The 24,939-nt window shown below is 69.3% G+C and carries 18 protein-coding genes and 1 pseudogene; 7 read left to right on the top strand and 12 right to left on the bottom strand.

The features are described from left to right. The coding region (locus tag ACFYM2_RS30060; RefSeq protein ID WP_388840610.1) for an amino acid adenylation domain-containing protein at positions 1-6,516 on the bottom strand (6,516 nt) is incomplete at its 3' end. Positions 6,517-7,617: 1,101 nt separating this feature from the next. Between ACFYM2_RS30060 and ACFYM2_RS30055 the strand changes: the two genes are divergently transcribed. The 4 genes from ACFYM2_RS30055 (at position 7,618) to ACFYM2_RS30040 (ending at position 10,895) form a co-directional block, all read left to right on the top strand. Beyond that, a protein-coding gene (locus tag ACFYM2_RS30055) for an IS5 family transposase (RefSeq protein WP_359004389.1) occupies positions 7,618-8,402 on the top strand; the annotation gives its coding sequence in 2 pieces (ribosomal slippage) (positions 7,618-7,951 and positions 7,951-8,402; 786 coding nt in all). Between the two features lies 1 nt (position 8,403). Continuing rightward, positions 8,404-9,921, top strand: coding sequence for an RHS repeat domain-containing protein (locus tag ACFYM2_RS30050; RefSeq protein ID WP_388840607.1), 1,518 nt, complete (start codon positions 8,404-8,406; stop codon positions 9,919-9,921). Further along, positions 9,921-10,418: a hypothetical protein gene (locus ACFYM2_RS30045; protein WP_388840604.1), complete on the top strand. Its 498-nt coding sequence runs from the start codon at positions 9,921-9,923 to the stop codon at positions 10,416-10,418. The genes ACFYM2_RS30050 and ACFYM2_RS30045 overlap by 1 nt, the downstream gene beginning before the upstream one ends. A 150-nt stretch (positions 10,419-10,568) precedes the next feature. Beyond that, on the top strand, positions 10,569-10,895 hold the full coding sequence (locus ACFYM2_RS30040) for a contact-dependent growth inhibition system immunity protein (protein WP_388840615.1): 327 nt from the start codon (positions 10,569-10,571) through the stop codon (positions 10,893-10,895). 38 nt (positions 10,896-10,933) lie between these two features. On the opposite strand, the pseudogene ACFYM2_RS30035 reads toward ACFYM2_RS30040, so the two are convergent. The 3 genes and pseudogenes from ACFYM2_RS30035 to ACFYM2_RS30025 form a co-directional block, all read right to left on the bottom strand. Then, positions 10,934-11,191: pseudogene (locus ACFYM2_RS30035) on the bottom strand (IS5/IS1182 family transposase); the annotation flags it as partial. Between the two features lie 428 nt (positions 11,192-11,619). Further along, entirely contained in the window at positions 11,620-12,960 is a 1,341-nt protein-coding gene (locus ACFYM2_RS30030; RefSeq protein ID WP_388840601.1) for a class I SAM-dependent RNA methyltransferase, read from the bottom strand. Between the two features lie 115 nt (positions 12,961-13,075). Next, positions 13,076-15,121 carry an APC family permease gene (locus tag ACFYM2_RS30025; protein ID WP_359006351.1) on the bottom strand — a complete coding sequence of 682 codons (2,046 nt, stop codon included), beginning with the start codon at positions 15,119-15,121 and terminating at the stop codon, positions 13,076-13,078. Between the two features lie 227 nt (positions 15,122-15,348). Between ACFYM2_RS30025 and ACFYM2_RS30020 the strand changes: the two genes are divergently transcribed. Together ACFYM2_RS30020 and ACFYM2_RS30015 are read left to right on the top strand one after the other, a co-directional pair. Continuing rightward, on the top strand, positions 15,349-16,017 hold the full coding sequence (locus ACFYM2_RS30020; protein ID WP_362719734.1) for a TrkA family potassium uptake protein: 669 nt from the start codon (positions 15,349-15,351) through the stop codon (positions 16,015-16,017). Continuing rightward, entirely contained in the window at positions 16,017-16,685 is a 669-nt protein-coding gene (locus ACFYM2_RS30015; protein WP_388840598.1) for a potassium channel family protein, read from the top strand. The genes ACFYM2_RS30020 and ACFYM2_RS30015 overlap by 1 nt, the downstream gene beginning before the upstream one ends. Before the next feature lie 85 nt (positions 16,686-16,770). On the opposite strand, the gene ACFYM2_RS30010 is transcribed toward ACFYM2_RS30015, so the two are convergent. The 8 genes from ACFYM2_RS30010 to ACFYM2_RS29975 all read right to left on the bottom strand — a co-directional run bounded on the left by ACFYM2_RS30010 (position 16,771) and on the right by ACFYM2_RS29975 (position 24,396). Then, on the bottom strand, positions 16,771-17,505 hold the full coding sequence (locus ACFYM2_RS30010) for a DUF3159 domain-containing protein (protein WP_359006357.1): 735 nt from the start codon (positions 17,503-17,505) through the stop codon (positions 16,771-16,773). A 3-nt stretch (positions 17,506-17,508) separates the two neighbouring features. Beyond that, a complete protein-coding gene (locus ACFYM2_RS30005; protein ID WP_359006360.1) occupies positions 17,509-17,907 on the bottom strand; it encodes an OB-fold nucleic acid binding domain-containing protein in 399 nt (132 codons plus the stop codon). Positions 17,908-18,027: 120 nt separating this feature from the next. Continuing rightward, positions 18,028-18,720, bottom strand: a complete 693-nt coding sequence (locus ACFYM2_RS30000; protein WP_350233125.1) for a response regulator — start codon at positions 18,718-18,720, stop codon at positions 18,028-18,030. A gap of 73 nt (positions 18,721-18,793) precedes the next feature. Beyond that, a complete protein-coding gene (locus tag ACFYM2_RS29995; protein ID WP_388461482.1) occupies positions 18,794-21,364 on the bottom strand; it encodes an ATP-binding protein in 2,571 nt (856 codons plus the stop codon). A gap of 148 nt (positions 21,365-21,512) precedes the next feature. Then, positions 21,513-22,247, bottom strand: coding sequence for an ABC transporter ATP-binding protein (locus tag ACFYM2_RS29990; protein WP_359002083.1), 735 nt, complete (start codon positions 22,245-22,247; stop codon positions 21,513-21,515). A 247-nt stretch (positions 22,248-22,494) separates the two neighbouring features. Continuing rightward, on the bottom strand, positions 22,495-23,280 hold the full coding sequence (locus ACFYM2_RS29985; RefSeq protein WP_359002085.1) for a DUF3710 domain-containing protein: 786 nt from the start codon (positions 23,278-23,280) through the stop codon (positions 22,495-22,497). A 1-nt stretch (position 23,281) separates the two neighbouring features. Continuing rightward, on the bottom strand, positions 23,282-23,815 hold the full coding sequence (dut, locus tag ACFYM2_RS29980; RefSeq protein ID WP_350233121.1) for a dUTP diphosphatase: 534 nt from the start codon (positions 23,813-23,815) through the stop codon (positions 23,282-23,284). Continuing rightward, positions 23,812-24,396: a PaaI family thioesterase gene (locus ACFYM2_RS29975; RefSeq protein ID WP_359002087.1), complete on the bottom strand. Its 585-nt coding sequence runs from the start codon at positions 24,394-24,396 to the stop codon at positions 23,812-23,814. Before ACFYM2_RS29975 ends, dut begins: the two co-directional genes overlap by 4 nt. A gap of 57 nt (positions 24,397-24,453) precedes the next feature. Here ACFYM2_RS29975 and ACFYM2_RS29970 point away from each other — a divergent pair, with 57 nt between their 5' ends. Then, positions 24,454-24,915, top strand: a complete 462-nt coding sequence (locus ACFYM2_RS29970) for a DUF3093 domain-containing protein (protein WP_350233119.1) — start codon at positions 24,454-24,456, stop codon at positions 24,913-24,915. Positions 24,916-24,939 lie beyond the last annotated feature (24 nt).

Below are 24,939 nucleotides of genomic sequence, written 5' to 3'. Positions count from 1 at the left end.
AGCCACCACCCACGCCTCAACCAGCTCAGGCATCGTACGAACCACACCACCCCGAGCCGTATCGTTCCAACCCGAGAGCAACAACTCCCGCTCCCCGCCGGAAAGAATCTCCAACTGCCCCACCCGCACACCCGAATCAGCCACCACGGCCTCCAACAGCCGCACCAACCGATCCCCCAACACCTGCGCCGTCCCCTGATCGAACACATCAGTGGCGTACTGCACCTCACCACCAATACCCGCCGGAGCACCCCCCGACGTACGACGCTCACACAACGTGAACGTCAGATCAACCTTGGCCACCCCCGTATCCAAATCACTGACAGACACCTCCAGCCCCGGCATCACAAACCCGCCCTCATCGGCGCTCTGCAACGACAACATCGTCTGGAACAACGGACCATGAGACAACGACCGCGCCGGGTTGACGGCCTCAACAACCCGCTCAAACGGAATGTCCTGGTGGGCATAAGCCCCGAGATCCGTCTCCCGCACCCGAGCCAGCAACTCACGGAAGGTCGGGTCACCCGACACATCCGTGCGCAACACCAGAGTGTTGATGAAGAACCCGACCAGATCATCCAACGCCTCATCCGAACGCCCCGCCACCGCGGTGCCGATCGGAATATCCGTACCCGCACCCAACCGTGACAACAGCGCCGCAAGCGCGGCCTGCAACACCATGAACACCGTCACGTTGCTCGATTGCGCCAACTCCGCGATTCTGCTGTGGAGTTCCGTGTTCAGCTCGAACCGCGCGACGCCGCCGGAGTAGCTGGCCACGGCCGGGCGGGGGCGGTCCAGCGGAAGCTCAAGCAGCTCCGGAGCACCACTGAGTTCCTTGCGCCAGAAGGCCAGCTGCTCAGAGAACAGACTGCCCGCATCGCCCTCGTCGCCCAGCACGTCACGCTGCCACAGCGCATAGTCGGCGTACTGCACCGGCAGCGCTTCCCAAGCAGGCGCCAGCCCACCCACACGAGCCGTATAAGCAGCGGACAGATCCCGCGACAGCGGACCCATCGACCAGCCGTCACCAGCGATGTGGTGCAGCAGAATCAACAGGACGTGCTCACGCTCGGACACCCGGAAAAGGGTGAACCGCAGCGGAACCCCACCGGCCAGATCGAACCCGAACGCCGCCGCCTCCGCCAACGCCGACTCCAACCGGCCCGGCTCCCCCACCTCAACCAACTCGACCACGGGGAAAGCCTGTTCACCGTCCAGCACGACCTGGAACGGCTCACCCGACTCCTCCACGAACCGCGTACGCAGCACCTCATGCCGCCCCACCACATCGACCAGCGCCGCCTCCAGAGCGACATGGTCCAGTTCGCCGGACAGACGCAGAGAAGTCGCGATGTTGTAGGTCGGGCTGGGGCCCTCCATCTTGTGCTGGAACCAGAGTCTTTGCTGCGCACCGGAGAGCGGCAGGCGCTCGGGGCGTGTGTCCGCCACCAGGGGCGGGCGGGCCGCACCCGCGTCGGCCAGACGTGCGGCGAGTTCGGCGACAGTCGGTGCCTCGAAGACCGCGCGGATCGACAGCTCCGCGTCCAGAGCGGCGCGGATGCGACTGGTCAGCCGGGTCACCAGCAGGGAATGCCCGCCCAGTTCGAAGAAGTTGTCGTCCACGCCCACCCGTGACAGGCCCAGGATCTCCGCGAAGGCGCCGCAAAGGATCTCCTCGTAGGCGGTGCGCGGCGCACGGTCCGAGCCGCCGGCCGCGGCACCGTAGTCGGGCGTGGGCAGCGCCTTGCGGTCGAGCTTGCGGTTCGCCGTCAGCGGAAGGTCGTCGAGCAGTACGAAGACCGAGGGCACCATGTAGTCGGGCAGCTGCCCGGCAGCATAGCTGCGCAGCTCGGCGGAGTCCGGGTGCTGCCCCGGCGCGGGGACCGCGTAGCCGACCAGCCGCTTGTCGCCGGGCTGGTCCTCGCGGACGATCACGGCCACTTGGGCCAGCTTCGGGTGCGCTCCGATGACGCCCTCGATCTCTCCCAGTTCGATGCGGAAGCCGCGCAGCTTGATCTGGTCGTCGACGCGCGCGATGAACTCCATCTGACCGTCCGCCCGCCACCGCGCCAGGTCGCCCGAGCGGTACATCCGGCTGCCTGCCGGGCCGTAGGGATTGGCGACGAAGCGGCCCGACGTCAGGTCCGGGCGTCGGTGGTAGCCGCGGGTCACCAGGTCACCGGCGATGTACACCTCGCCGGTGCTGCCGGTGGGCACCGGGCGCAGCTGGGCGTCCAGCACGAACATCTGGGTGTTCCAGATCGGCCGGCCGATGGTGACCACGCCCGCCGGGACACTCTCGCCGGGCTCGATGCGGTACTCCGAGCAGCCGACGGTGGTCTCCGTCGGGCCGTACTCGTTGATGACGGTCGCACCGGGGTGGCGGCTGCGCCACTCGTCCAGGACCTCGCCCATCAGCGACTCGCCGCCGAGCACCAACTGCTCCGCCGGCGAGTACTGCGCGGGCAGTTCGATGAGCAGCGGCAGGTGGCTCGGGGTGGCCTTGACGAAGGTGGGCCGCTGCCGTCCGTCCGCCGCCCGGGCCTGGCCGCTCAGCTCGACCAGTTCCACGCAGCCACCGGAGGTCAGTGGCGCGAACAGGCCGGTGGCGGTGAGGTCGAAGGCGACGGGCGAGTGGACCAGGGCCCGTCCGGCCACACCCGGGTACGCCGTGCGGGTCCAGCTGAGGTAGGCGTCCAGCGAGCGGTGTTGCACGGTGACGCCCTTGGGGCGGCCGGTGGATCCCGAGGTGAAGATGACGAAGACGGCGTTGTCGGGGTGGAGGGGTGCGGTGCGGTCGGCGTCGGTGAGGTCCGAGCCGTCCTGTCCGGTCAGCATCGCGGCGACCTCAAGGCCGTCCAGGCGCAGCGACGGGCAGGGCGCGGCGACGTGGTCGAGCACGCCCTGGGCCGTGACGACCAGTACGGGCGCCACGTCCTCCAGCATGAAGCCCAGTCGGTCCGCAGGGTAGGACGGGTCCAGCGGCAGGTACGCGCCACCGGCCTTCACGATGGCCAGCAGGGTGACCACCAGGTCAACCGAGCGGGGCAACGCCACCGCGACGTAGGACTCCGGACCGACGCCGCGCTCCACCAGGAGCCGGGCCAGCCGGTTGGCGCGCTCGTTGAGTTCGGCGTAGGTCAGGCTGACGTCGTCGTGCACGACGGCGGGAGCACCGGGCACGCGTCGTGCCTGCTCCTCGATGAGGACAGGCAGGGTCTTCCCCGAGACCTCGTGCGGACGGCCCTGCCACTCCTCCAGCGCCTGCCGCCGCTCCTGCTCCGTCAGGATCTCCAACCGGCCCAGGGGCACGTCCGGTTGGGAGGCGCACTCGGCAAGCAGCCGCACCAGCCGGGCGGTCAGCGCGTCGACGGTGGCCTTGTCGAACAGATCGGTGGAGTACTCCAGCATGCCGTCGATGCCCGCGGGAGTGCCGTCCCGCGCTGTCCTCTCCTTCGTGTGGAAGGAGAGGTCGCACTGTGCGATGCCCCTGTGGACGTCCTGCGCCGCCACCTCAAGGCCGGGCAGGACCATGCTGTCCTCAGGGGTGTTCTGCGAGGTCAGCATGGTCTGGAAGAGAGGGGCGTGGGAGAGCGACCGGGTCGGGTTGACGGCCTCGACGATTCGCTCGAAGGGGATGTCCTGGTGGGCGTAGGCGTCCAGGTCGGCCTTCCGCACCCGAGTCAGCAACTCACGGAAGGTCGGGTCACCCGACACATCCGTTCGCAACACCAGAGTGTTGATGAAGAACCCGACCAGATCATCCAACGCCTCATCCGAACGCCCCGCCACCGCGGTGCCGATCGGAATATCCGTACCCGCACCCAGCCGCGACAGCAGCGCCGCGAGCCCGGCCTGCAACACCATGAACACCGTGGCATCACACGCACGCGCCAACTCCACGATCCGCGCATGGAGTTCGGCGTCCAGTACGAAGTTCTCGGTAGCACCGCGATAACTGGCAACGGCCGGCCGAGGCCGGTCCAACGGAAGCTCCAACAACTCCGGAGCACCACTGAGCTCCTTGCGCCAGAAGGCCAGCTGCTGAGCGATCAGACTGTCCGGGTCGTCCTCCTCGCCCAGCACGTCACGCTGCCACAGCGCATAGTCGGCGTACTGCACCGGCAGCGCTTCCCAGGCAGGCGCCAGCCCACCCACGCGAGCCGTGTAAGCAGCGGACAGATCCCGCGACAGCGGGCCGCGGGACCAGCCGTCGGTGATGATGTGGTGCAGCAGGACGAGCAGGACGTGCGCGCCTGCGCCGACTCCGTACAGGACCGCCTTCAGCGGTACTCCGGCGGTGAGGTCGAAGCCGTGCCCGGCCTGCGCGAACAGCGCCTGTTCAAGCTGTTCGGTTCCGTCCAGCTCGATGAACTCCACTGTCGGGGCCGCCTGTTCGGCGGGCAGGATCACCTGGTGGGGTTCGCCGTCGTGGTCGGCGAAGCTGGTACGCAGCGCCTCGTGCCGGGCCACCACGTCGCCCAGCGCGGCCTCCAGCGCGGTGCGGTCCAGCTCACCGGTCAAGCGCACGGCGATCGGGATGTTGTAGGTCGGGCTTGGTCCCTCCATCTGATGGAGGAACCACAGGCGCTGCTGGGCGAGGGAGAGCGGGATCCTGGCCGGACGCTTCATCGGTGCCAGCGCGGCATGTGCCGTGCCGGCGCCGGCCAAGAGTGCCGCGAGCTCGGCGACGGTGGGTGCCTTGAACACCGCGCCCATCGACAGCCCGGCGTCCAGAGTCGCGCGAATCCGGCTGGTCAGCCGGTTGGCCAGCAGGGAATGGCCGCCCAGGTCGAAGAAGTTGTCATCGACGCCGACCGACTCAAGGCCCAGCACCTCAGCGGTCAGCCGGCACAGGATCTCCTCTGTCGGAGTGCTCGGGCCGCTGCCGAAACCGGTGCTGTACTCCGGAGCGGGCAGGGCCTTGCGGTCCACCTTCGCGTTCGGCGTCAGCGGCCACTCCTTGATCACGACGAAGGCCGACGGCACCATGTACCAGGGCACCGTCTCCTCGGCGTGGGCCCGCATCGTCGCGGCGTCCGGGTCGGCGGCGCCCTCCGTGGTACTCACGTAGGCCACGATCCGCTGGTCGCCGGGGCGGTCCTCGCGGACCAGCACCACCGCGCGGGAGACCTGCTCGTGCCGGGTCAGCACGGCCTCGATCTCGCCCGGTTCGACCCGGAAGCCGCGGACCTTGACCTGGTGGTCGGCGCGGCCGCGGAACACCAGCTGCCCGTCCTGCGTCCAATGGGCCAGGTCACCGGAGCGGTACATCCGGCCGCCCGGCGCCCCGAACGGGTCGGCGACGAACCGCTCGCTGGACAGCCCGGGCTGCCTGAAGTAGCCCCGCGCGAGCCCGGGGCCCGCGATGTAGAGCTCGCCGGTGACGCCCGGTGCCACCGGACGCAGCCAGTCGTCCAGGATGTAGCCGCGCATGTTGTCCATCAGACGGCCCAGAGGCAGCACGCCGTCCGGGGTCGGCAGGCCCGGCGGCAGCCGGAACTGTGCCATGTTCACGGTGATCTCGGACGGGCCGTAGACGTTGATGACGGTGGCCTGGGGATGGCGGCGGCGCCACTCGTCCAAGGCGGCACCCAGCAACGCCTCGCCGCCGAGCATCAGCTCACCGGTGGGCGAGTAGCCGTCCGGAAGCAGGTTGAGCATCGGCAGATGACTGGGCGTGGCCTTCATGAAGGTGCAGGAGACAGTGTCGGCGTACGCGTCTTCCTCCAGCGCGGCGGCCAGCACCCGCCCGCCGGACACCAGCGGCCCCCACAGCTCCGAGACGGTCATGTCGAAGGAGACCGGCGAGTGCCACAGCGAGGTGCCGCCCGGCCCCATGCTCGGGTAATCCTTGCGGGCCCACGCCAGATAGTCGGCCAGCGCCCGGTGCTCGATCACCACGGCTTTGGGGGTCCCGGTGGAGCCGGACGTGTAGGTGATGTAGGCCGGGTTGGCCATCCGCAACGGCTCGGTGCGCTCGGCGTCGGTCAGATCCCTGTCCGGCAGGCCAAGCAGCGCTTCGTCCACCGCCGGGTCGTCCAGCAGCACGAGGCGGTCGGCGAGCCCTTCCGCGGCGGGGGCGCCGGTGGCGGAAAGCAGGCAGGCGGGGTCGGAGTGGGAGAGCATGTAGGCGATGCGCTCGGCCGGGTAGTCGACGTCCACCGGCAGATAGGCGGCACCGGTCTTGGTCACCGCCACCAGCGACACGATCTGCTCCAGCGAGCGGGGCATCAGCACACCCACGACCTGCTCCGGTCCGGCACCGCGCGCCACCAGCAGCCGGGCCAACCGGTTGGCCCGCTCGTTCAGTTCGCGGTAGCTGAGCGTCCGGTCGCGGAAGGTCGCCGCGGGGGCGTCGGGAGTGCGGCGCACCTGGGCCTCGAAGAGTTCGGGCAGCTTCGAGCCGGGTGCAGGACACAGCCGTCCCTGCCACCGCGCCGGAACACCCGCGAACAGCTCCTCCCCGGCACCGGACTCCACCGCACCCGCAGTCTGCGAACCGCTCATCTTCCGAAACTCCTCGTGGCCCGACGAAGGGCGTGTGCTCTCGACTTGGCGACGTGTGTGAGGGCGTGCGACTCGGGCAAACGCGCATGACACTCGTGAATCGACGGTATGCACGGCCGATTTCGCTGCGTTATTGAAGCAATTTCGCAGGTGAGCAGAGGCCTGACAGCACAGGCCTGACAGCCGATAACGAACGCTGAACCACCGTGCTGCGCGTGCCGGCCACGCCACCTGGATGGCCGAGGCATGAGGTTCGCCCCGCTACAGGGCCCGTCTCGGCGGATCGCTTCCCGGCAGCGAACTCCACGGAACGGGCGACGGTTTCCAGGGGTGCTGGGCAACTGGCCTCGATACCCGTGGAGTGGAGCAGCGGAGTCAGTTCGCTGGGCGGCGAATCGCCTTGCGGCTTGGCGAGCGGGTCGGCGATCGCGCCGTCTCGGCGCCCGGGATCGAGGCGTCACCCGCGCTGAGCCTCGCGCCATAGGCGTCGCCCCAGTATCAGGGCGCCAGTTCTGCATCGGGGAAGCGCGCGGTCAAACCCGGGGCATTGCGCTGTCTGCCGACAGAAGAACCGCTCCTGAGACGCATGAGCACGTGCAACTCGGTGCTACGCGCGTGATGCGGACCACCTCGGTGGACGCACAGTGCCGCATACGACACCCACGGGGGATCCGGACTCCAGCATCAAGACCGACAGCTGAAGAGCCCTTCGACTTCCACGTCTCGCATCCGTCCATGGCCTCGGCGAACCCAAGCGCCCGCCCTTGCCCTCCATTCCGTGGAGGTCGGATGAGCGTCACGAGCGTCGCGGCTTGGTTTCCCCACTCCAGGTCGACTGACTGCGACATGCGCAACGCGTCGCGGGTGGGCGCCTTGTCCACCTCGCCGCACGCGCGCGGGCAGTCCTGATCGACGCACGCTTGGCTTTGCACGCAGTTCCCAGCGGATGCGATCGCGCCGATACAACGATTTGCAGCTGCTCAGGTTGCCAACGCATGGCACGGGCTTGACCCTTCATTGAGGGTGAGACTCTAAGATGCTATTTCATTTGGTGTGATCTTGCGGCAGTCTGGTGTGGTGACGACTGGGCTCGTACAGCGGATGGTGCCGGACGGCTTGTGGGAGTTGTTCGAACGTGTGGTGCCGCCGGCGCCGGAACGCCCCCAGGGCGGCGGCCGGCGTCGGCATGGGGATCGTGAAGTGCTGGCCGCCATCATCTTCGTGGCCACGTCAGGGTGCACGTGGAATCAGCTGCCACCCGGCTTCGGCCCCTCCGGAGTGACGGCGTTTCGGCGCTTCACCGAGTGGTCGCAAGCCCGGGTGTGGGCCAAGTTGCACCGCCTGGTCCTGGATGAACTCGGTGCCCGCGGTGAGTTGGACTGGTCGAGGTGCGCGATCGACTCCGTGAGCGTCCGGGCCCTCAAAGGGGGCCCCTGACGGGACCGAATCCGACCGACCGTGGCAAAGCCGGATCGAAAATCCACCTCATCGTCGACCGCAACAGTCTGCCCATCTCGATCGGCATCTCGGCCGCCAACGACCACGGCAGCCTGGCCCTCATTCCGCTGATGCGCGGGATCCCGCCGATCCGCTCCCGCTTCGGCCCGCGACGACGCCGCCCCGCCAAACTCCACGGCGATAAGGGCTACGACTACGACCACCTCCGCAACTGGCTGCGACGACGACAGATCGTGCCCCGCATCGCACGACGCGGGATCGAAGCCTCCGACCGGCTGGGCCGGCACCGTTGGGTGGTCGAGCGAACGATGTCCTGGCTGAACGGATGCCGACGCCTGCACCGCCGCTACGAACGCAAGCCCGAGCACTTCCTCGCCTTCGCCGGCATCGCCAGCACCCTCATCTGCTACCGCCGCATCACCAAATGAAATGACGTCTTATGATCCGGCGAACCGTGCGACTCAGTTGTGGTCGGATGTCGGCGCGCTCGCGTTCACGCATGATGCGGCAGGACGAGAGCGCCGGCGCACCATCGGTGAGTCGACGTTCCTCGCCCAGGAATGGGACGAAGCCGACCGCCTGACCGTGCAACGCCTCAGTTCAGCCCAGGATCGGACCCTCCAGCATCGCACCTACGGATACCGGGCAGACGGTTACCTCTCCGAGATGCGCGAACTGACGTCAGGCACCAGCCGGTTCACGCTCGATGCGATCGGCAGGGCCACATCCGTGCGCGCTGTCGGCTGGAGCGAGACGTACGCCTACGACGCCGCAGGTAACCTCACTCACGGCACTTCACCAGGCCAAGGAATCGTGGGGCAACGGGAGTTCGAAGGCACGCTCATTCGACGAGCTGACCGCACCCGTTATGAGTACGACGGACAGGGACGTCTGACTGCGAAGATCCGGCAGCTTCTCAACGGCCGGAAACGAAAGTGGACGTACTCGTGGACCGCCCAGGACCAGATGACCTCGGCGGTCACGCCCGAGGGCGAGCAGTGGCAGTACGTGTACGACCCGCTCGGACGGCGTATCGCCAAATACCGCGTGGACAAGGACGGTTCCAATGCGGACCAAACCGAGTTCAGCTGGGACGGCACGCGCCTTGCGGAGCAGACGGGGCCGGACGGGGCCGTCACTACCTGGGATTACGCGGTGGGCACGCACCGGCCTCTGACCCAGACCAGGCATCGTCCGAGGGGTGCTAAAACTTCATACCTTGCCGAACTGGCAGAAGACACAACCACTGAGCGAGTCACCCATTTCCACGCCATCATCACCGGACCGGTGGGTACACCAGCCGAACTCGTCACGGCGGACGGGCAGGTGGAGTGGCAGAAACGCGCGAGCCTGTGGGGTATGCCGTTGCCGTCCCCGGAGGACGGACCGCCGATGGTCGACTGCCCGCTGCGATTTCCGGGTCAGTACGGGGATGCCGAGACAGGGCTGAACTACAACTACTTCCGCTCATACGATCCCGAGACGGCCCGGTACATCAGTCCGGACCCTATGGGGCTTGAACCGGCCGGAAATCACCACGGCTATGTGCACGCACCGCACACGTGGCAGGACCCGCTCGGCCTTTCACCATGCAACTACGGAATTGAAGACCTCTACAGTTCGGCTGCCACAGTCAAGAAGGGGCAGCTGTCACCGGCGGGACGGGCATTACAAAAGCATGGTGACCCCAGCCCTGGCAATATCGAAAAACGGGGCCGGCCCCACGTCGATCTCTATGACTTCGGCAAGGTGACCAACGTCGAGCGCACACAGATCGCCAATGAGATGATCGAAGACATCCTCACCGATCCCAGGGTCGTTGAGAAGGTCAATACCTCGGCACTCCCTCAGTACGGGGGGATTACCAGGGACTTCAGAGTGCCCGGGGGCTGGGGTGCTCGCTGGAGTTGGCGCGGTGGCCAACTCACGTTCGAAGGGTTTCTGTGATGGCTGGACCGGTCCACGACAGGCTGCGATACAGGCCGGAGCATTTCGAGGCGGATGGGGCATTGCGCGACGTATGCATCTTGAATGCTCAGCCGGAATCCTGGCAGCGCATGATCGAAGGCTTTTCGATGGCCCCTTGGCGAGTCGTCTTCCGATGGACTTTCGCGGAATCACCTGACGAAGGGTCCCTCCTCGACGCCGGGGAAATCTGGCGGCACCTGGAAGAAGATCAAGATGAATCCGCGAGTCTTTCCGTCCAGGTGGGGAACATCTGGTTCACTTGCTACTTCTTCGACCCGGATGAGATCGAGTTCACCTTCGACCCTGCTGACGTCGAGGACGAGAAGTCGTTCACCGCAGTGCGGGACTTCGTCCGTCGTCTAGGCGATACGACCCAACAGGAAGTCATCGTCACAATGGAGGGGACCGATCACGCGGCGATGCCAGCTCTGCTGATATACGCGCCGACCGAGCGAACTCGAGGCGACCACTCATGAATTATCCGTGACAGGCCCCGCAACTGTAAGGCGTGGAGCGCAATCCCGGCACCAACTGAGCGCCCAATGGCATGATGCAGAGCCGAGAGGGGGATCTCCAGCCCCATCTCGGACGGCTTGTCGCATGATTCCAGGAAAGGCTGCTGATAAATCTGTCTTTCGACCGCTCTGCGGAAGAGTCCAATCAGCGACTTGACAGTGGAGCAACTTGCCAGGCTCATCACACAGGATGTCGGGCTGCCATGGTTGCTTCCTGTCGGCGTGGAGATCCTTCAGGGTGAGGCCGCAGAAGGGACCGCCGGCGGCTGGTTCGACGATGATTTGTTGACCGCAGTGCTCACGCGCAACGCCACCGCATGGGCCGAAGCACCAGAGCTCGCTGGAGCCATCAAGGATGTACTCGACATGCCCGACAATGAGCTTTCGCCCTACCTGAGAGACGACGCCGACAGATTTCGGGCACACCTGCCGCGCTAAGACCGTGTACGTTCACGCGCCGGGCATCTGCGGACCCGCTAGGTGAGCGAGTTCGCATCGGTGAGCCGGCGAGCCATGACGTGGGGCATGGCCCAGTAGACGCGGGAGGTGGACGTGGCCGGACGGTGTTCGTAGTCGCGGACCAGTATCAAAATCCCGAACGTCTGCTCCACCCGCCACCGTTTCGGCTGCGGAAAGAATCTCCGCCCCTCAGGATTGCGCCGGACTCGACGCCGAGTCCGGTGTCCCGCCCCGTGGGCGACGACCTGATTCTTGCGGCCCTGATCGACCAGGGCCGCAAGAATCAGACAGACAGACGCGTGGCACGAAGCCAAGCGCCTGACCGAATTCGTCACGGCAGTACACGACCACGCCGCATCCCTGCCACCCGGACAGGAAAGGGCCGAGATCGAGGCTGACTCGCGTTCGCAGGCGCCCACCTTCAGCAGCTCACCAGAGCCGCCTCGGCGCCGAAGCTATTCACGCCGCGCAGATCTTGAGTCGTACCTCGACACCATGCAACCGTCCGCGAACCGAGCTCATCCTCGACGCCCCACAGCCAGGGATCCTCAGACCACACCTGACGGATCGTCACCTGCGCCCACGAAGGCTTGACGCGCCATCAGTTCATGCGTCAAACGTGCGTCACACGCGTCGAACATGCGTCAAGACATCGCCCGTAACGCCCACACCGCACATACCGCACACCACCCGAACCCGCAGGTCAGGCACCCTTCGCGACCGGCTCCAGGATCGCCACGCACTCCACGTGATGGGTCATCGGAAACAGATCGAACGCCCGCAGCGTCCGCGGCTTGTAGCCCGTTTCGGCGAAGTACGCCAGGTCGCGGGCCAGGGCGGCCGGGTCGCAGGCTACGTAGGCGATGCGGCGGGCGCCCAGGGCTGCCAGGTGCTTGACCGTCTGCTTGCCGGCGCCCGCGCGGGGCGGGTCCAGGACGATCAGGTCCGCCTCCGTGATCTTCGTGCGGGGCAGGACCTGCTCGACCTTGCCCTGCTCGATGCGGACCCGCGGCAGGTCGGCCAGGTTGTGGCGGGCGTCCTCCACCGCGCGCTTGGAGGACTCGATGCCGAGCACCGCGCCGCTCTCGCCGACCCGCTCCGCGATCGCGCCCGCGAAGAGGCCGACGCCGCAGTACAGGTCGAGCGCCATCTCCCCCTTGCGCGGCATCAGGCCCTGCATGACCGCCTTCACCAGCGTGTCGGGGGCCTGCGGGTGGACCTGCCAGAAGCCGCCCATGCCGACGCGGTAGGTGCGGCCGTCCGCGCGCTCGCGGACGAAGGCGCGGCCGTGCACCCGGTGCACTCCGCCGTCCTTCTCCTCGACGCGCAGGACCGAGACCGGCTTGTCGAGTTCCACCAGGGGCAGCCGCCCGCCGGGGTTGGGGGTGAGGACGACCTGGCGGTCGTGCGAGCCCGATGACGCGATCGCCTCGACCGACGCCAGCTGCGGCCACTCCCGCTTCTCGACGCCCAGTTCCGTCACGCTCGGCGCCGCGATCATGCAGTGGTCGATGACCTCGATGTCGTGCGAGCGGTGCTTGCGCAGGCCCGCGTGGCCCTCGTCGTCGACGGCGTACTGCACGCGCGTGCGCCACGCCGGGACCTGGCCGGCCGGGAGCTTGTCGCCCTCGGCCGGCACGACCGTGCCGTCCCAGCCCGCGTCCTCGGGCGTGAGGCCCGCCAGACGCTGAAGCTGTTCGGCGATGACCTCGCCCTTCAGGCGGCGCTGCGCGCCGGGCTTGGCGTGCTGCCAGTCACAGCCGCCGCACTTGCCGGGACCCGCGAACCGGCAGGGGGCCTCGACCCGGTCCTTGGACGCCTCGATGACCCTGACCGCGTCCGCGCGCAGGAAGCGCGAGTCCTCCTCGCCCTCCGTGACCCGGGCCACGATCTTCTCGCCGGGCAGGGTGTGGCGTACGAACAGGACGCGGCCCTCGGCGGTGCGTGCGATGCAGTGGCCACCGTGCGCGACGGGGCCGACCTCGACCTCGTACTCCTCCCCGACCAGCGACGACGGCGAGGGCTCGGGTGCGTTCTGCTGCATGGGCGGGTGACTCCAGAGTGAGGGGAGGACGGCGAAGGCCGGGTGAACAGCCCACCAGTCTACGTGGGTGTCACCCGGCCGCCCGCCACGGGCACGCCCCGACCGCGCCGGGGCGTCAGCTCTTGTTGCCCGGCTCCTTCGGGCGGGCCACCGGGCCCCGGCGCACCGCGCCCGGCGCGTTCCAGTCCGCCCGTCTGCGGGCGCGCTTCTTCGCGGCCTCGGAGGACTCCAGCTGGTAGGGGACGGACGTCACCATCACGCCGGGGGTGAACAGCAGGCGCCCCTTGAGCCGCAGCGCGCTCTGGTTGTGCAGCAGGTGCTCGTACCAGTGGCCGACGACGTACTCGGGGATGAACACGCTGATCGCGTCGCGCGGGCTCTCGCGGCGCAGACCCCGTACGTACTCGATGATCGGCCGGGTGATCTCGCGGTAGGGCGAGTCGAGGATCTTCAGCGGCACATTGATGCCGCGCCGCTCCCACTCGTCCTTGAGCGCCTTCGTCTCGGCCGGGTCCACCGAGATCGACAGCGCCTCCAGCTGGTCCGAGCGCATCAGCTTGGCGTAGGCCAGGGCGCGCAGGGTGGGACGGTGGACCTTGGAGACCAGGACTATCGAGTGCACCCGCGAGGGGCGCAGGCTGTCGTCGGAGGGCTCGTCGGGGGCGGCGATCTCGGTGGCGACCCGGTCGTAGTGCTTGCGGATCGCGGTCATCGTTCCGTAGAAGATGACCATGCCGAGCAGCGCGACCCAGGCGCCGTGGGTGAACTTCGTCGCGAGGACGACCACGAGGACCAGACCCGTGAAGAACGCGCCGAACGCGTTGATCGCGCGCGAGCGGACCATGTGGCGGCGCTTGGTCTGGTCGGTCTCGGCGGCCAGGTGGCGGTTCCAGTGCCGGACCATGCCGGTCTGGCTGAGCGTGAACGAGACGAAGACGCCGACGATGTACAGCTGGATCAGGCGGGTCGAGTCCGCACCGTAGATCACGACGAGCAGGACCGCCGCGCCGGCCAGCAGCACGATGCCGTTGGAGAAGGCGAGCCGGTCGCCGCGGGTGTGCAGCTGGCGCGGCAGGTAGCGGTCCTGGGCGAGGATCGAGCCGAGCAGCGGGAAGCCGTTGTAGGCGGTGTTCGCGGCGAGGAACAGCACGAGCGCGGTCGCCGCGGCCAGCACGACGAACAGGAAGCTGCCCTTGCCGAAGACGGCCTCGGCGACCTGCGAGATCACCGGGTTCTGCACATAGCCCGAACCGAGCGGCGTGCCGTTGCGCAGCAGGTCCTCGGCCGGCTTCTCGACCATCCGTACGTGCGTGGTCATGGCCAGCGCGATGATGCCGCAGAACATGGTGACGGCGAGGCCGCCCATCAGGGCGAGCGTGGTGGCGGCGTTCTTCGACTTCGGCTTGCGGAAGGCGGGGACGCCGTTGCTGATCGCCTCGACGCCGGTGAGCGCGGCGCAGCCGGAGGAGAAGGCGCGCAGGAGCAGGAAGACCAGGGCGAAGCCCGCGAGGCCCTGGTGTTCGGCCTTGATCGTGTAGTCGGCGGTGGGCGCGTTCATGGTGTCCCCGAGTACCAGACCCCGGAAGGCGCCCCAGGCGATCATGATGAAGACGCCGGCGACGAAGACGTACGTCGGGATGGCGAAGAGCTTGCCCGACTCCTTCATGCCCCGCAGGTTCATGAGTGTCAGCAGGACGATGACCGCGACCGCGCACATCACCTTGTGCTCGACGATGAACGGGATCGCCGAGCCCAGGTTCTCGATGCCGGAGGCGATCGAGACCGCCACCGTCAGTACGTAGTCCACAAGCAGGGCGGAGGCGACGGTGAGTCCGGCCTTCGGCCCGAGGTTGGTGGTGGCGACCTCGTAGTCGCCGCCGCCGCTCGGATAGGCGTGCACGTTCTGCCGGTAGGAGGCGACCACGGTGAACATCAGCACCACGACCGCGGCCGCGATCCAGGGGCTGAAGTGGTACGCCGACACACCCGCCACGGACAGCACCAGGAGTACTTCTCCAGGCGCGTACGCAACGGACGAGAGCGGGTCGGAGGCAAAGACGGGAAGTGCGATGCGCTTGGGGAGGAGCGTTTCTCCCAGCTTGTCGCTGCGCAGCGCCCGGCCGATCAGGATCCGTTTGGGCACGTCGGTCAGTTTGGACACGCAGAGGATCGTAAGCGCTGTGTCTGGATAAGGCCCACCCGCCTCCCCCAAGCCGTGTCCGCGATACGGGCACTGAGTGAACGCATCACCTGCCGGGCCGCATAAGCTCATCGGGCGGCAACGTGGATTTCTGTTGCCACGCCGTTGCCCGGCTAGCCGAGAAGGAAGTAGTGAGCAGGGTGTTTGCGCAGGTCATCGGGGCGACCAGGAGTGCGGGGTAAGGGGACGTGCACATCGTCATCATGGGCTGCGGGCGAGTGGGAGCCGCTCTCGCGCAGGCCCTGGAACAGCAGGGGCACACCGTTGCCGTGGTCGACCAGGACCCGACGGCCTTCCGCCGCCTCGGTTCGGGCTTCGGCGGACGCCGGGTGACCGGCGTCGGCTTCGACCAGGACACCCTGCGCGAGGCGGGCATCGAGGAGGCCGGCGCGTTCGCGGCGGTCTCCAGCGGCGACAACTCCAACATCATCGCGGCCCGGGTGGCGCGTGAGATGTTCGGCATCGAGAACGTGGCGGCCCGGATCTACGACCCGCGCCGCGCGGAGGTCTACCAGCGCCTGGGCATCCCGACGGTCGCGACGGTCAGCTGGACCGCCGACCAGATGCTGCGCCGGCTGCTTCCGTCCGGCGCGGAGCCCCTGTGGCGCGACCCGAGCGGTGGCGTGCAGCTGGCCGAGGTGCACACCTCGACGGCGTGGATCGGTCACAAGGTCAGCAAGTTGCAGGAGGAGACCGGCGTACGGGTCGCCTTCCTCACCCGGCTGGGCGAAGCGGTGCTTCCGACGTCCCAGACGGTCCTCCAGGAGGGCGATCTGGTGCACGTGATGATGCGGACCGACGAGGTCGAAAAGGTCGAGGCGGCGTTCGCCCAGGGTCCCGAGGAGGGCGGTCACTGATGCGCGTGGCGATTGCCGGGGCCGGCGCGGTGGGCCGTTCCATCGCGGGCGAGCTCCTGGAGAACGGGCACGAGGTGCTTCTCGTCGACAAGGCGCCCACCGCCATCTCGGTCGAGCGGGTGCCGCTGGCGGAGTGGCTGCTCGCGGACGCCTGTGAGATCACCTCGCTCGACGAGGCGGCGTTGCAGCGCTGCAACGTGGTCATCGCGGCCACCGGTGACGACAAGGTGAACCTGGTCGTCTCGCTGCTCGCGAAGACCGAGTACGGGGTGCCCCGGGTCGTGGCCCGGGTCAACAACCCCAAGAACGAGTGGCTGTTCAACGAGTCGTGGGGCGTGGACGTGGCCGTCTCGACGCCGCGTCTGATGTCGGCGCTGGTCGAGGAGGCGGTGAGCGTCGGCGATCTCGTACGGCTGCTGCGCTTCAGCCACGGCGACGCCAACCTGGTCGAGCTGACGCTGCCGCCGGAGTCCGCGATCGCGGGCACCCAGGTCGGGGACGTGGCCTGGCCGCAGGACACCTCGCTCGTCACCATCATCCGGGGCACCCGGGTGCTGACGCCGAGCCAGGAGGAGACCCTGGAGGCGGGCGACGAGCTGCTGTTCGTGGCCGCGCAGGCCCGCGAGGAGCAGTTGGAAGACCTGCTGTCGGTACGCCGCGAGCGCTGATCGGCGACGATGCGCCAAAGGCCCGGAACCGTCGTGGTTCCGGGCCTTTGGCGCGCGTACGGAAAATCCCCGGGCGGGGGGTTGGTCAGGCGCCGGCTTCGCCCCTGGCGGCGGCCTTGCGGGCCTTTTCGGCCGCTTCCTCGGCCTCCATCTCGGCGAAGACGTCGATCGGCGCCGGCGCCTTGGCGAGGAAGACCCAGGTGAGCCAGACGGCGAGCAGGAACGGCGGGATCTTCAGGGCGATCAGGACCCAGCCGAGCTGGGAGGTGTTGGCCCACCAGTACAGGGGGAAGAGGATCGCGCACTTGGCGAGCAGGATCAGCCCCCAGGCCCAACTGGCCTTCGCGTACGCCTTCTTGCGGCCGGGGTTGCGGGTGCGCCAGGACAGGTTCTCCTTGAAGACCGGGCCGAGGATGAGCCCGATCAGCGGCACGCCGCACAGGGTGGTCACGATGTACGCGAGCGCGAGGCCCAGCGTGTAGAGCATGCCCGGCAGGTAGAAGTCCTTGGCGTTGCCCGTCACCATGGCGAAGACCACGCCGAAGGCCACGCCGAAGACGCCGCTGAAGGCGTGCTTCATGGTGTCCTTGCGCACCAGGCGGACCGCGACGAGCAGCAGGGACACCGCGAGGGCGGCGATCGCCGAGACGTGCAGGTCCTTGTTGACCGTGAAGATCGTGACGAAGAGCAGTCCCGGAAGGACCGTCTCCACCATGCCGCGCACGCCGCCGAAGGCCTCGAAGAGCGCGGCTTCGGTCACCGCCTTCGCGTCGGCGGGCGGGGCGGGGGTGGTCGTGGTCGGCTTGTCGACTGACGTCACCGGCTACTCCTGTCCGAGCGGTCGCAGTTCGTATTTGGGGTTGAAAAGGACCCGTCGGCCGTGGCTCAAGGAGATCCGGCCCGAAGCGATGAGCTTGCGGCCCGGCTCGATGCCCACGATCGAGCGCCGTCCGAGCCACACCACGTCCAGCGGGGCGGTGCCGTCGAAGAGCTCGGCCTCCAGCGCCGGCACACCCGCCCGGGGACGCAGGGTGACCGTCCGCAAGGTACCAGTGACTTTGACTATCTGGCGGTCGCTGCACTCGGCGATGCGGGTGCACCCCGTGGCCTGTGCGTCCTGCTGCAGTTCCGCGGAGTGCAGGTCCTCCTGCGAGGTGGACAGCCGGTCGAGCATCCGGCGCAAGCGCCCCGCGGGCTTGTCGGTACGAAGGTCAGCACTCATACACAAAGGGTACCGGGGCCCTCCCCCGCCGGATCGAAGCGTGTGGGCACCACGCACTCCTCGGCCCTACCGCACGGGGATGAGGCGTCCCGGTCACCCCCGGCGGCGGGCCGGCTCGGATCAGTGTTCGAAGCGGTACCCCATGCCGGGCTCGGTGATGAAGTGGCGCGGGTGCGAGGGGTCGAGCTCCAGTTTGCGGCGCAGCTGGGCCATGTAGACCCGCAGATAGTTGGTCTCGGTGCCGTAGGAGGGGCCCCAGACCTCCTGGAGCAGCTGCTTCTGGCTGACCAGGCGGCCGGGGTTGCGCACGAGCACTTCGAGCAGGTGCCACTCGGTGGGGGTCAGACGTACGTCGCGGCCGTCGCGGTGGGCCTTCTTGGCGGCCAGGTCGACGGTGAAGCCGTCCGTTTCGACGAGGACCACGTCGTCGGGCCCGTCGGCGCCCTTGGGCGGCTCGGCGCGGCGGACGGCGGCGCGCAGCCGGGCCAGCAGCTCGTCCATGCCGAAGGGCTTGGTGACGTAGTCGTCGGCGCCCGCGTCAAGCGCCTCGACCTTCTCGTCGGAGGTGTGGCGCGCGGAGAGCACGAGGATGGGGACCCGGGTCCAGCCGCGCAGCCCCCGGATGACGTCGACGCCGTCCATGTCGGGCAGGCCGAGGTCGAGGACGACCACGTCGGGGTGGCGGGCGGCGGCGAGCTGGAGGGCGCTCGCTCCGTCGGGGGCCGCGTCCACCTCGTACTTGCGTGCCTTGAGGTTGATCACGAGCGCGCGCACGATCTGCGGCTCGTCCTCGACCACGAGCACCCGGGTCATCTGGGACACCTGCCTTCTGCGGTTACTGGCTGAGCGGTTACTGCCTGAGCGGTTACTGCCTGAGCGGTTCGGTTCATGAGGGGGCGTTGGTGGCTTGAACGGCGGGGGTGGCTTGTGCGGCGTGGTCCGTCGGGGCGCGGCCGGGGCCCGGGGCGGCGCGGACGGTGAGGACCATGGTGAGGCCCCCGCCCGGGGTGTCCTCGGCGGCGAGCGTGCCGCCCATGGCCTCCGCGAAGCCCCGGGCGACGGCGAGACCCAGGCCAACGCCCGCCCCGCGCGGGGCGTCTCCGTAGCGCTGGAAGGGCGCGAAGATGCGGTCCTTGGCGGCGTCGGGCACGCCGGGGCCCCGGTCGGTGACGCGTATCTCGACGCGTTCGGCCAGACCGCTGGCGGCGACCGTGACGCTGCGGCCGGGCGGGCTGTACTTGACGGCGTTCTCGACCACGTTGGCCACGGCCCGCTCCAACAGGCCCGGGTCGACCTCGACCATGGGCAGCGTCTCGGGGATGTCGAGGACGACGCTGTCCTCGGGGACGCCGCCCAGCGCCATGGGCACGACCTCGTCGAGGTCGATCTCGCGGATGAGCGGGGTGACGGTGCCGGTCTGGAGGCGCGACATGTCGAGGAGGTTGCCGACGAGGTGGTCGAGGCGGTCGGCGCCGGCCTCGATGCCTTCGAGCAGTTCCGCGCGGTCCTCGTCGGACCACGCGACGTCCTCGGAGCGCAGCGAGCTCACCGCCGCCTTGATGGAGGCCAGCGGGGTGCGCAGGTCGTGGCTGACGGCGGCGAGCAGCGCGGTGCGGATGCGGTTGCCCTCGGCGAGCTTGCGGGCCTCCTCGGCCTCGCCGACCAGGCGCCTGCGGTCCAGGACGACGGCGGCCTGGGCGGCGAACGCGCCGAGCACCCGCCGGTCCTCGGCGGGCAGGACCCGGCCGGACAGGGCGAGCGCCATGTGGTCGCCGACCGGCATGTCCACGTCCGCGTCCTCGGGCCGGCCGACCGGGCGGGGGCCCACGCTGCCGGCCCGGGTCCAGGGCTCCATGTCGCCGGCGCGCTCCAGAAGGGCGACCGATTCCATGGCGAAGGTCTCGCGGACCCGTTCGAGCAGGGCGTCCAGGCTGGTCTCGCCGCGCAGGACGCTGCCCGCGAGGAAGGAGAGGATCTCCGATTCGGCGCGCAGCCTGGCCGCCTGGTGGGTTCGGCGGGCGGCGACGTCCACCACGGAGGCCACCGACACCGCGACCAGGACGAATATGACGATGGCGACGATGTTCTTCGGGTCGGCGATCGTGACCTGGTGGACGGGCGGGGTGAAGAAGTAGTTCAGCAGGAACGAGCCGAAGGCGGCCGACGCGAGGGCCGGGAGCAGTCCGCCGATCAGCGCCGCCGCGACCGTGAGCGTCAAGAAGAGCAGCATGTCGTTGGCGAGCCCGAGGTCCGCCTCGACGTTGGTGAGCAGCACCGTGAGCAGGGCGGGACCCAGCACGCCGGCCGCCCAGCCCCACACGATGCGGGCCCGCCCCAGCCGTGCGCCGCGCGCCACGGGCAGGCCCCGGCCCTTGGCGACCTCGTCGTGGGTGACGATGTGGACGTCGAGGTCGGGACCGGAGTCCCGGGCCACGGTCTGTCCGACGCCGGGGCCGAGGATGTACTGCCAGGCCTTGCGCCGGCTTGAGCCGAGGACGATCTGGGTGGCGTTGACGCCGCGTGCGAAGGCGAGCAGCGCGGAGGGGATGTCGTCGCCTATGACGTGGTGGAAACTGCCGCCCAGGTCCTCGACGAGGGTGCGCTGGACGGTGAGTTCCTTGGGCGACGCGGAGGTGAGTCCGTCGCTCCTCGCCACGTAGACGGCCAGGATCTCACTGCCGGAGCCCTTGGCGGCCATGCGGGCGGCCCGGCGGATCAGGGTGCGGCCCTCGGGGCCGCCGGTGAGGCCGACGACGATGCGCTCGCGGGCCTGCCAGGTGGACTGGATGCCGTGCTCGCCCCGGTACTGCTGGAGGTATTCGTCCACGCGGTCGGCGACCCAGAGCAGCGCGAGTTCGCGCAGGGCGGTGAGGTTACCGGGCCGGAAGTAGTTGGAGAGGGCCGCGTCGACCTTGTCGGACTGGTAGACGTTGCCGTGCGCCATGCGGCGGCGCAGCGCCTGGGGCGACATGTCGACGAGCTCGATCTGGTCGGCCCTGCGCACCACCTCGTCGGGCACCGTCTCGCGCTGGCGTACGCCGGTGATCGACTCGACGACGTCGCCGAGGGATTCCAGGTGCTGGATGTTGACGGTGGACACGACGTCGATGCCGGCCGCGAGCAGTTCCTCGACGTCCTGCCAGCGCTTGGTGTTGCGGGCGCCGGGCACATTGGTGTGCGCCAGTTCGTCCACCAGGGCGACGGCGGGGCGGCGCTCCAGGACCGCGTCGACGTCCATCTCGGTGAAGGCGCCGCCCCGGTAGTCGATCGCGCGGCGCTGGATCTGCTCAAGGCCGTGCAGCATCACTTCGGTGCGCGGCCTGCCGTGGTGCTCGACCAGGGCCACGACGCAGTCGGTGCCGCGCTCGACCCGGCGGTGGGCCTCGGAGAGCATGGCGTACGTCTTGCCGACGCCCGGCGCCGCGCCGAGGTAGATCCGAAGCTTGCCGCGTGCCATGGCCCCATTGTCTTTCAGAATTCAGCTGCGTACGCTGCGTCGACCTTACGGCCAACAATTGCGGCAAATGGGGTGGGGGTGGGGCGGAGGGCACCTCTTGACGCGATTCTGACGCCCGGCCGCCGGGTCTCGGGCCGCGCGCCCCGGGTCAGCCGTGATCGGTGATCTGGCCGTCGCTCAGTTCCAGGACACGGTCGGCGAGGCCCAGGAGCTGGCTGTCGTGGGTGGCGACCAGGGCGGTGACGCCCTCTCCGCGTACGACGGCGCGCAGCAGCTCCATCACCGCGAGGCCGGTGTCGGCGTCGAGCTGGCCGGTGGGCTCGTCCGCGATGAGCAGGGCGGGGCGGTTGGCCAGGGCGCGGGCGATGGCGACGCGCTGCTGCTGGCCGCCGGAGAGCTCGCCGGGCCGCTGCGCGGTGTGCTCACCGAGGCCGACCAGGGAGAGCAGCAGCGCGGCCCGCTCCTCGCGCTCGCGCGCGTCGGCCTTCTTGAGCCGCATGGGGACGCCCACGTTCTCGGCGGCGCTGAGGATGGGGATGAGGCCGAAGGACTGGAAGATGAAGCCGATGCGGTCGCGGCGCAGCTCCAGGAGGCCCTGCTCGCCCAGGCTCCCGACGTCGGTGCCGTCCACCGTGATGGTTCCCTCGTCCGGCTTGTCGAGGCCGCCCAGGAGGTTGAGCAGGGTGGTCTTGCCGGAGCCCGAACGGCCCTTCAGGGCGACGAGTTCGCCGCGCGGCACTTCGAAGGAGACGCCGCGCAGGGCGTGCACGGCGCGGGGGCCGGTGCCGTAGGAGCGGTGCAGGTTGTCGACCTTGACCATCGGGCCGGCCGGCCGCTCGGCCGCGAGGGCCGCAGCGCCCTGTCCCCTGGTGCTCCGCGTCATGTCGGTCATCTCCCCGTTGCCCCGCTGTCCCGTCGCCCCGGCGCCCCGTACGTACGTGTGCGCGGTTGGGCGCCAGTATGTGCGGGCGGCGCGGGGGCGGGCAATGACGTGGCCGGGGGTCTGCCCGGATCGCCCGGGCGGGGGAGGTCTTTCGGGCAACGCGCGAGGGCCGGGGCGACGGCGCGAACGCCGATGGGCCGCGTCCCCTTCGCGGGGGCGCGGCCCATCGAGAAGCCGGGCGGACGGTTCAGCGGATCTCGGTGACCTCGGGGCCCCGCTGGAGCTGGCCCATGCCGCCGGAGAAGCGCGAGCCCTCCTGGTCCTCCTGCTGTACGCCCTCGGGCACCATCTGCGCGTCGTTGGGCAGCTTCAGGACGATCGGGTCGCGGGGCGCCATCGGGCCCTCGCCGCGCACCACGACGGTGTCGCGGAAGATCGTCTCCAGGAGCCCGGCGGCCCCCGGCTGCACCGCGCCCTGGCCGGAGATGACCCCGCGCAGGAACCAGCGCGGTCCGTCCACGCCCACGAAACGCACCAGCTGCACGCCGCCCGTGCCGTCGGGCAGCTGGACGGGGACCTGCGCGCGCAGCTCCCAGCCGAGCGGGCCCTCGACCTCGTCGATGATGCCGCCCTGCTGGGTGATGCCGGAGGCGATCTCCTCGCGGACCTCGCCCCAGATGCCTTCCTTCTTCGGCGCCGCGAAGGCCTGCAACTGGACCGCGCTGTCGTTCAGGACGACCGTGGCCGCCACGATCGCGTCGCCCGCGACCTCGACGCGCAGCTCCATGCCCTCGACCCCGGGGACGAAGAGGCCGCCGAGGTCGACCCGGCCCTCGCCCGGCTCGATGACCTCGGAAACGTCCCAGGGCCCGTCCGGACGCGGCGCCGGCGGCAGGTTCACCCGGCGCGCCTCGCCCTCGTCGCCGGCCCCGGTGGCGCCGTCGGCCTCAGTGCCGTCGACGGCCTGCTCGGCCTCGCCCGCCGCGTCCGCCGCGTCGTCCGCGGATCCACTCTTCTTGCGACGTCCGAACACGTCACTGTCCTTCCCGGTCGGATACGGCCGAAGCGTATCGATTCCCACCCGTTGTGCCGCCACTGGCGGCCGGATCGTCCACGGCGGCGTGACCGCCGGTGGACCCGAAGCCCCCCTCGGCCCGCGCCGAGCCGGGAAGCTCCGCCACCTCGTGGAAGCGCACCTTCTCGACTTGCTGGACGACCAGTTGGGCAATGCGGTCGAAACGCTCGAACCGCACGCTCTCGCGCGGGTCGAGGTTGACCACGATCACCTTGATCTCTCCACGGTACCCGGCATCCACCGTCCCCGGGGCATTCACCAGGGCGACACCGCACCGGGCGGCGAGCCCCGAACGGGGGTGCACGAAGGCCGCGTACCCGTCGGGCAGCGCGAGGGAAACACCGGTCGCCAGAACCGCCCGCTCACCGGGGGCCAGCTCGGCGGCCTCGGTGGTCACCAGGTCGGCCCCGGCGTCGCCCGGGTGCCCGTACGCCGGGATCGGCACCTCCGGGTCGACGCGGCGGATGAGGACGTCTACGGGGTCACGCGTCACGGGTTCACCTCGAAGGCGCGGGCGCGCCTGACCTGGTCGGGGTCGGACATCGCGGCCTGGATCTCGGCCGGGCGTCCGTTGTCGATGAAGTGGTCCACCTTCACCTCGATGAAGAGGGCCTGGGCCCGGACCGCCACGGGCCCGTCGGGCCCGCCGACGCGGCCGGTGGCCCGGGAGTAGATCTTGCGGCCGGCCACGGCGGTGACCTCGGCCTCCAGATGCAGCACGGCGTCGACCGGGACCGGGCGGACGAAGTCCGTCTCCAGCCTGCCGGTCACCGCGATGACCCTGAGCAGCCAGTTCAGCGAGCCGAGCGTCTCGTCGAGCGCGGTGGCCAGCACCCCGCCGTGCGCGAGCCCGGGGGCGCCCTGATGGGCCTCGCGCACGGTGAACTCGGCCGTGACGCGCACGCCTTCCCCGGCCCGCGCGGCCAGGTGCAGTCCATGGGGCGCTCCGTCGCCGCAGCCGAAGCAGTGCCCGTAGTGCGCGCCGAGCAGTTCGCCCGGCAGGGGCGCCTCGGGGTGCCGCACCGGCGCCGTGGCGTCGGCCGGGGGCGTCAGGGACGCAGATGTAGCAGTCACAGGCGCAGACCTTACCCGCGGTCCAGGCGCAGGTCGCGCCGTGCCAAGCTTGCTTTCATGCAGCCCAATGCCCCGCAGTACACAGAACGCCTGACCGCGCCCCGCTCCTGGTGGTTCATCTCCGTCCTGGTCGGCGTCGCCTGCGCGCTGATGCTGCTGCCGGTGGGCACGCTGCCGATGCTGGCCGGTTTCGTGGGCGGCACGGCGGTGTCGTGGGTGGTGGTGAGTTCCTACGGCTCGATCCGGATCCGGGTGCTCACGGACACGCTGGTGGCGGGCGAGGCCCGGATCCCGGTGAAGGCGCTGGGCGAACCGGAGATCCTGGACGCCGATGAGGCGCGGGCCTGGCGGCTGCACAAGGCCGATCCGCGCGCTTTCATGCTGCTGCGGGCCTACATCCCGATGGCGGTGAAGGTGGAGATCACCGACCCGTCGGACCCGACGCCCTACGTCTACCTCTCCACCCGTGACCCCGAGGCGCTGAAGGCCGCTCTGAACGCGGTCCGCTCCGCCGCCTGAGCCGGATCTCCCCCGGCCGGTTCG

Origin of the sequence: Streptomyces sp. NPDC006711, from assembly GCF_042869775.1 — a bacterium.
Lineage (GTDB): Bacteria > Actinomycetota > Actinomycetes > Streptomycetales > Streptomycetaceae > Streptomyces.
Note: the sequence above shows the minus strand (reverse complement) of the source record. Positions and strands in the feature narration are given on the sequence as shown.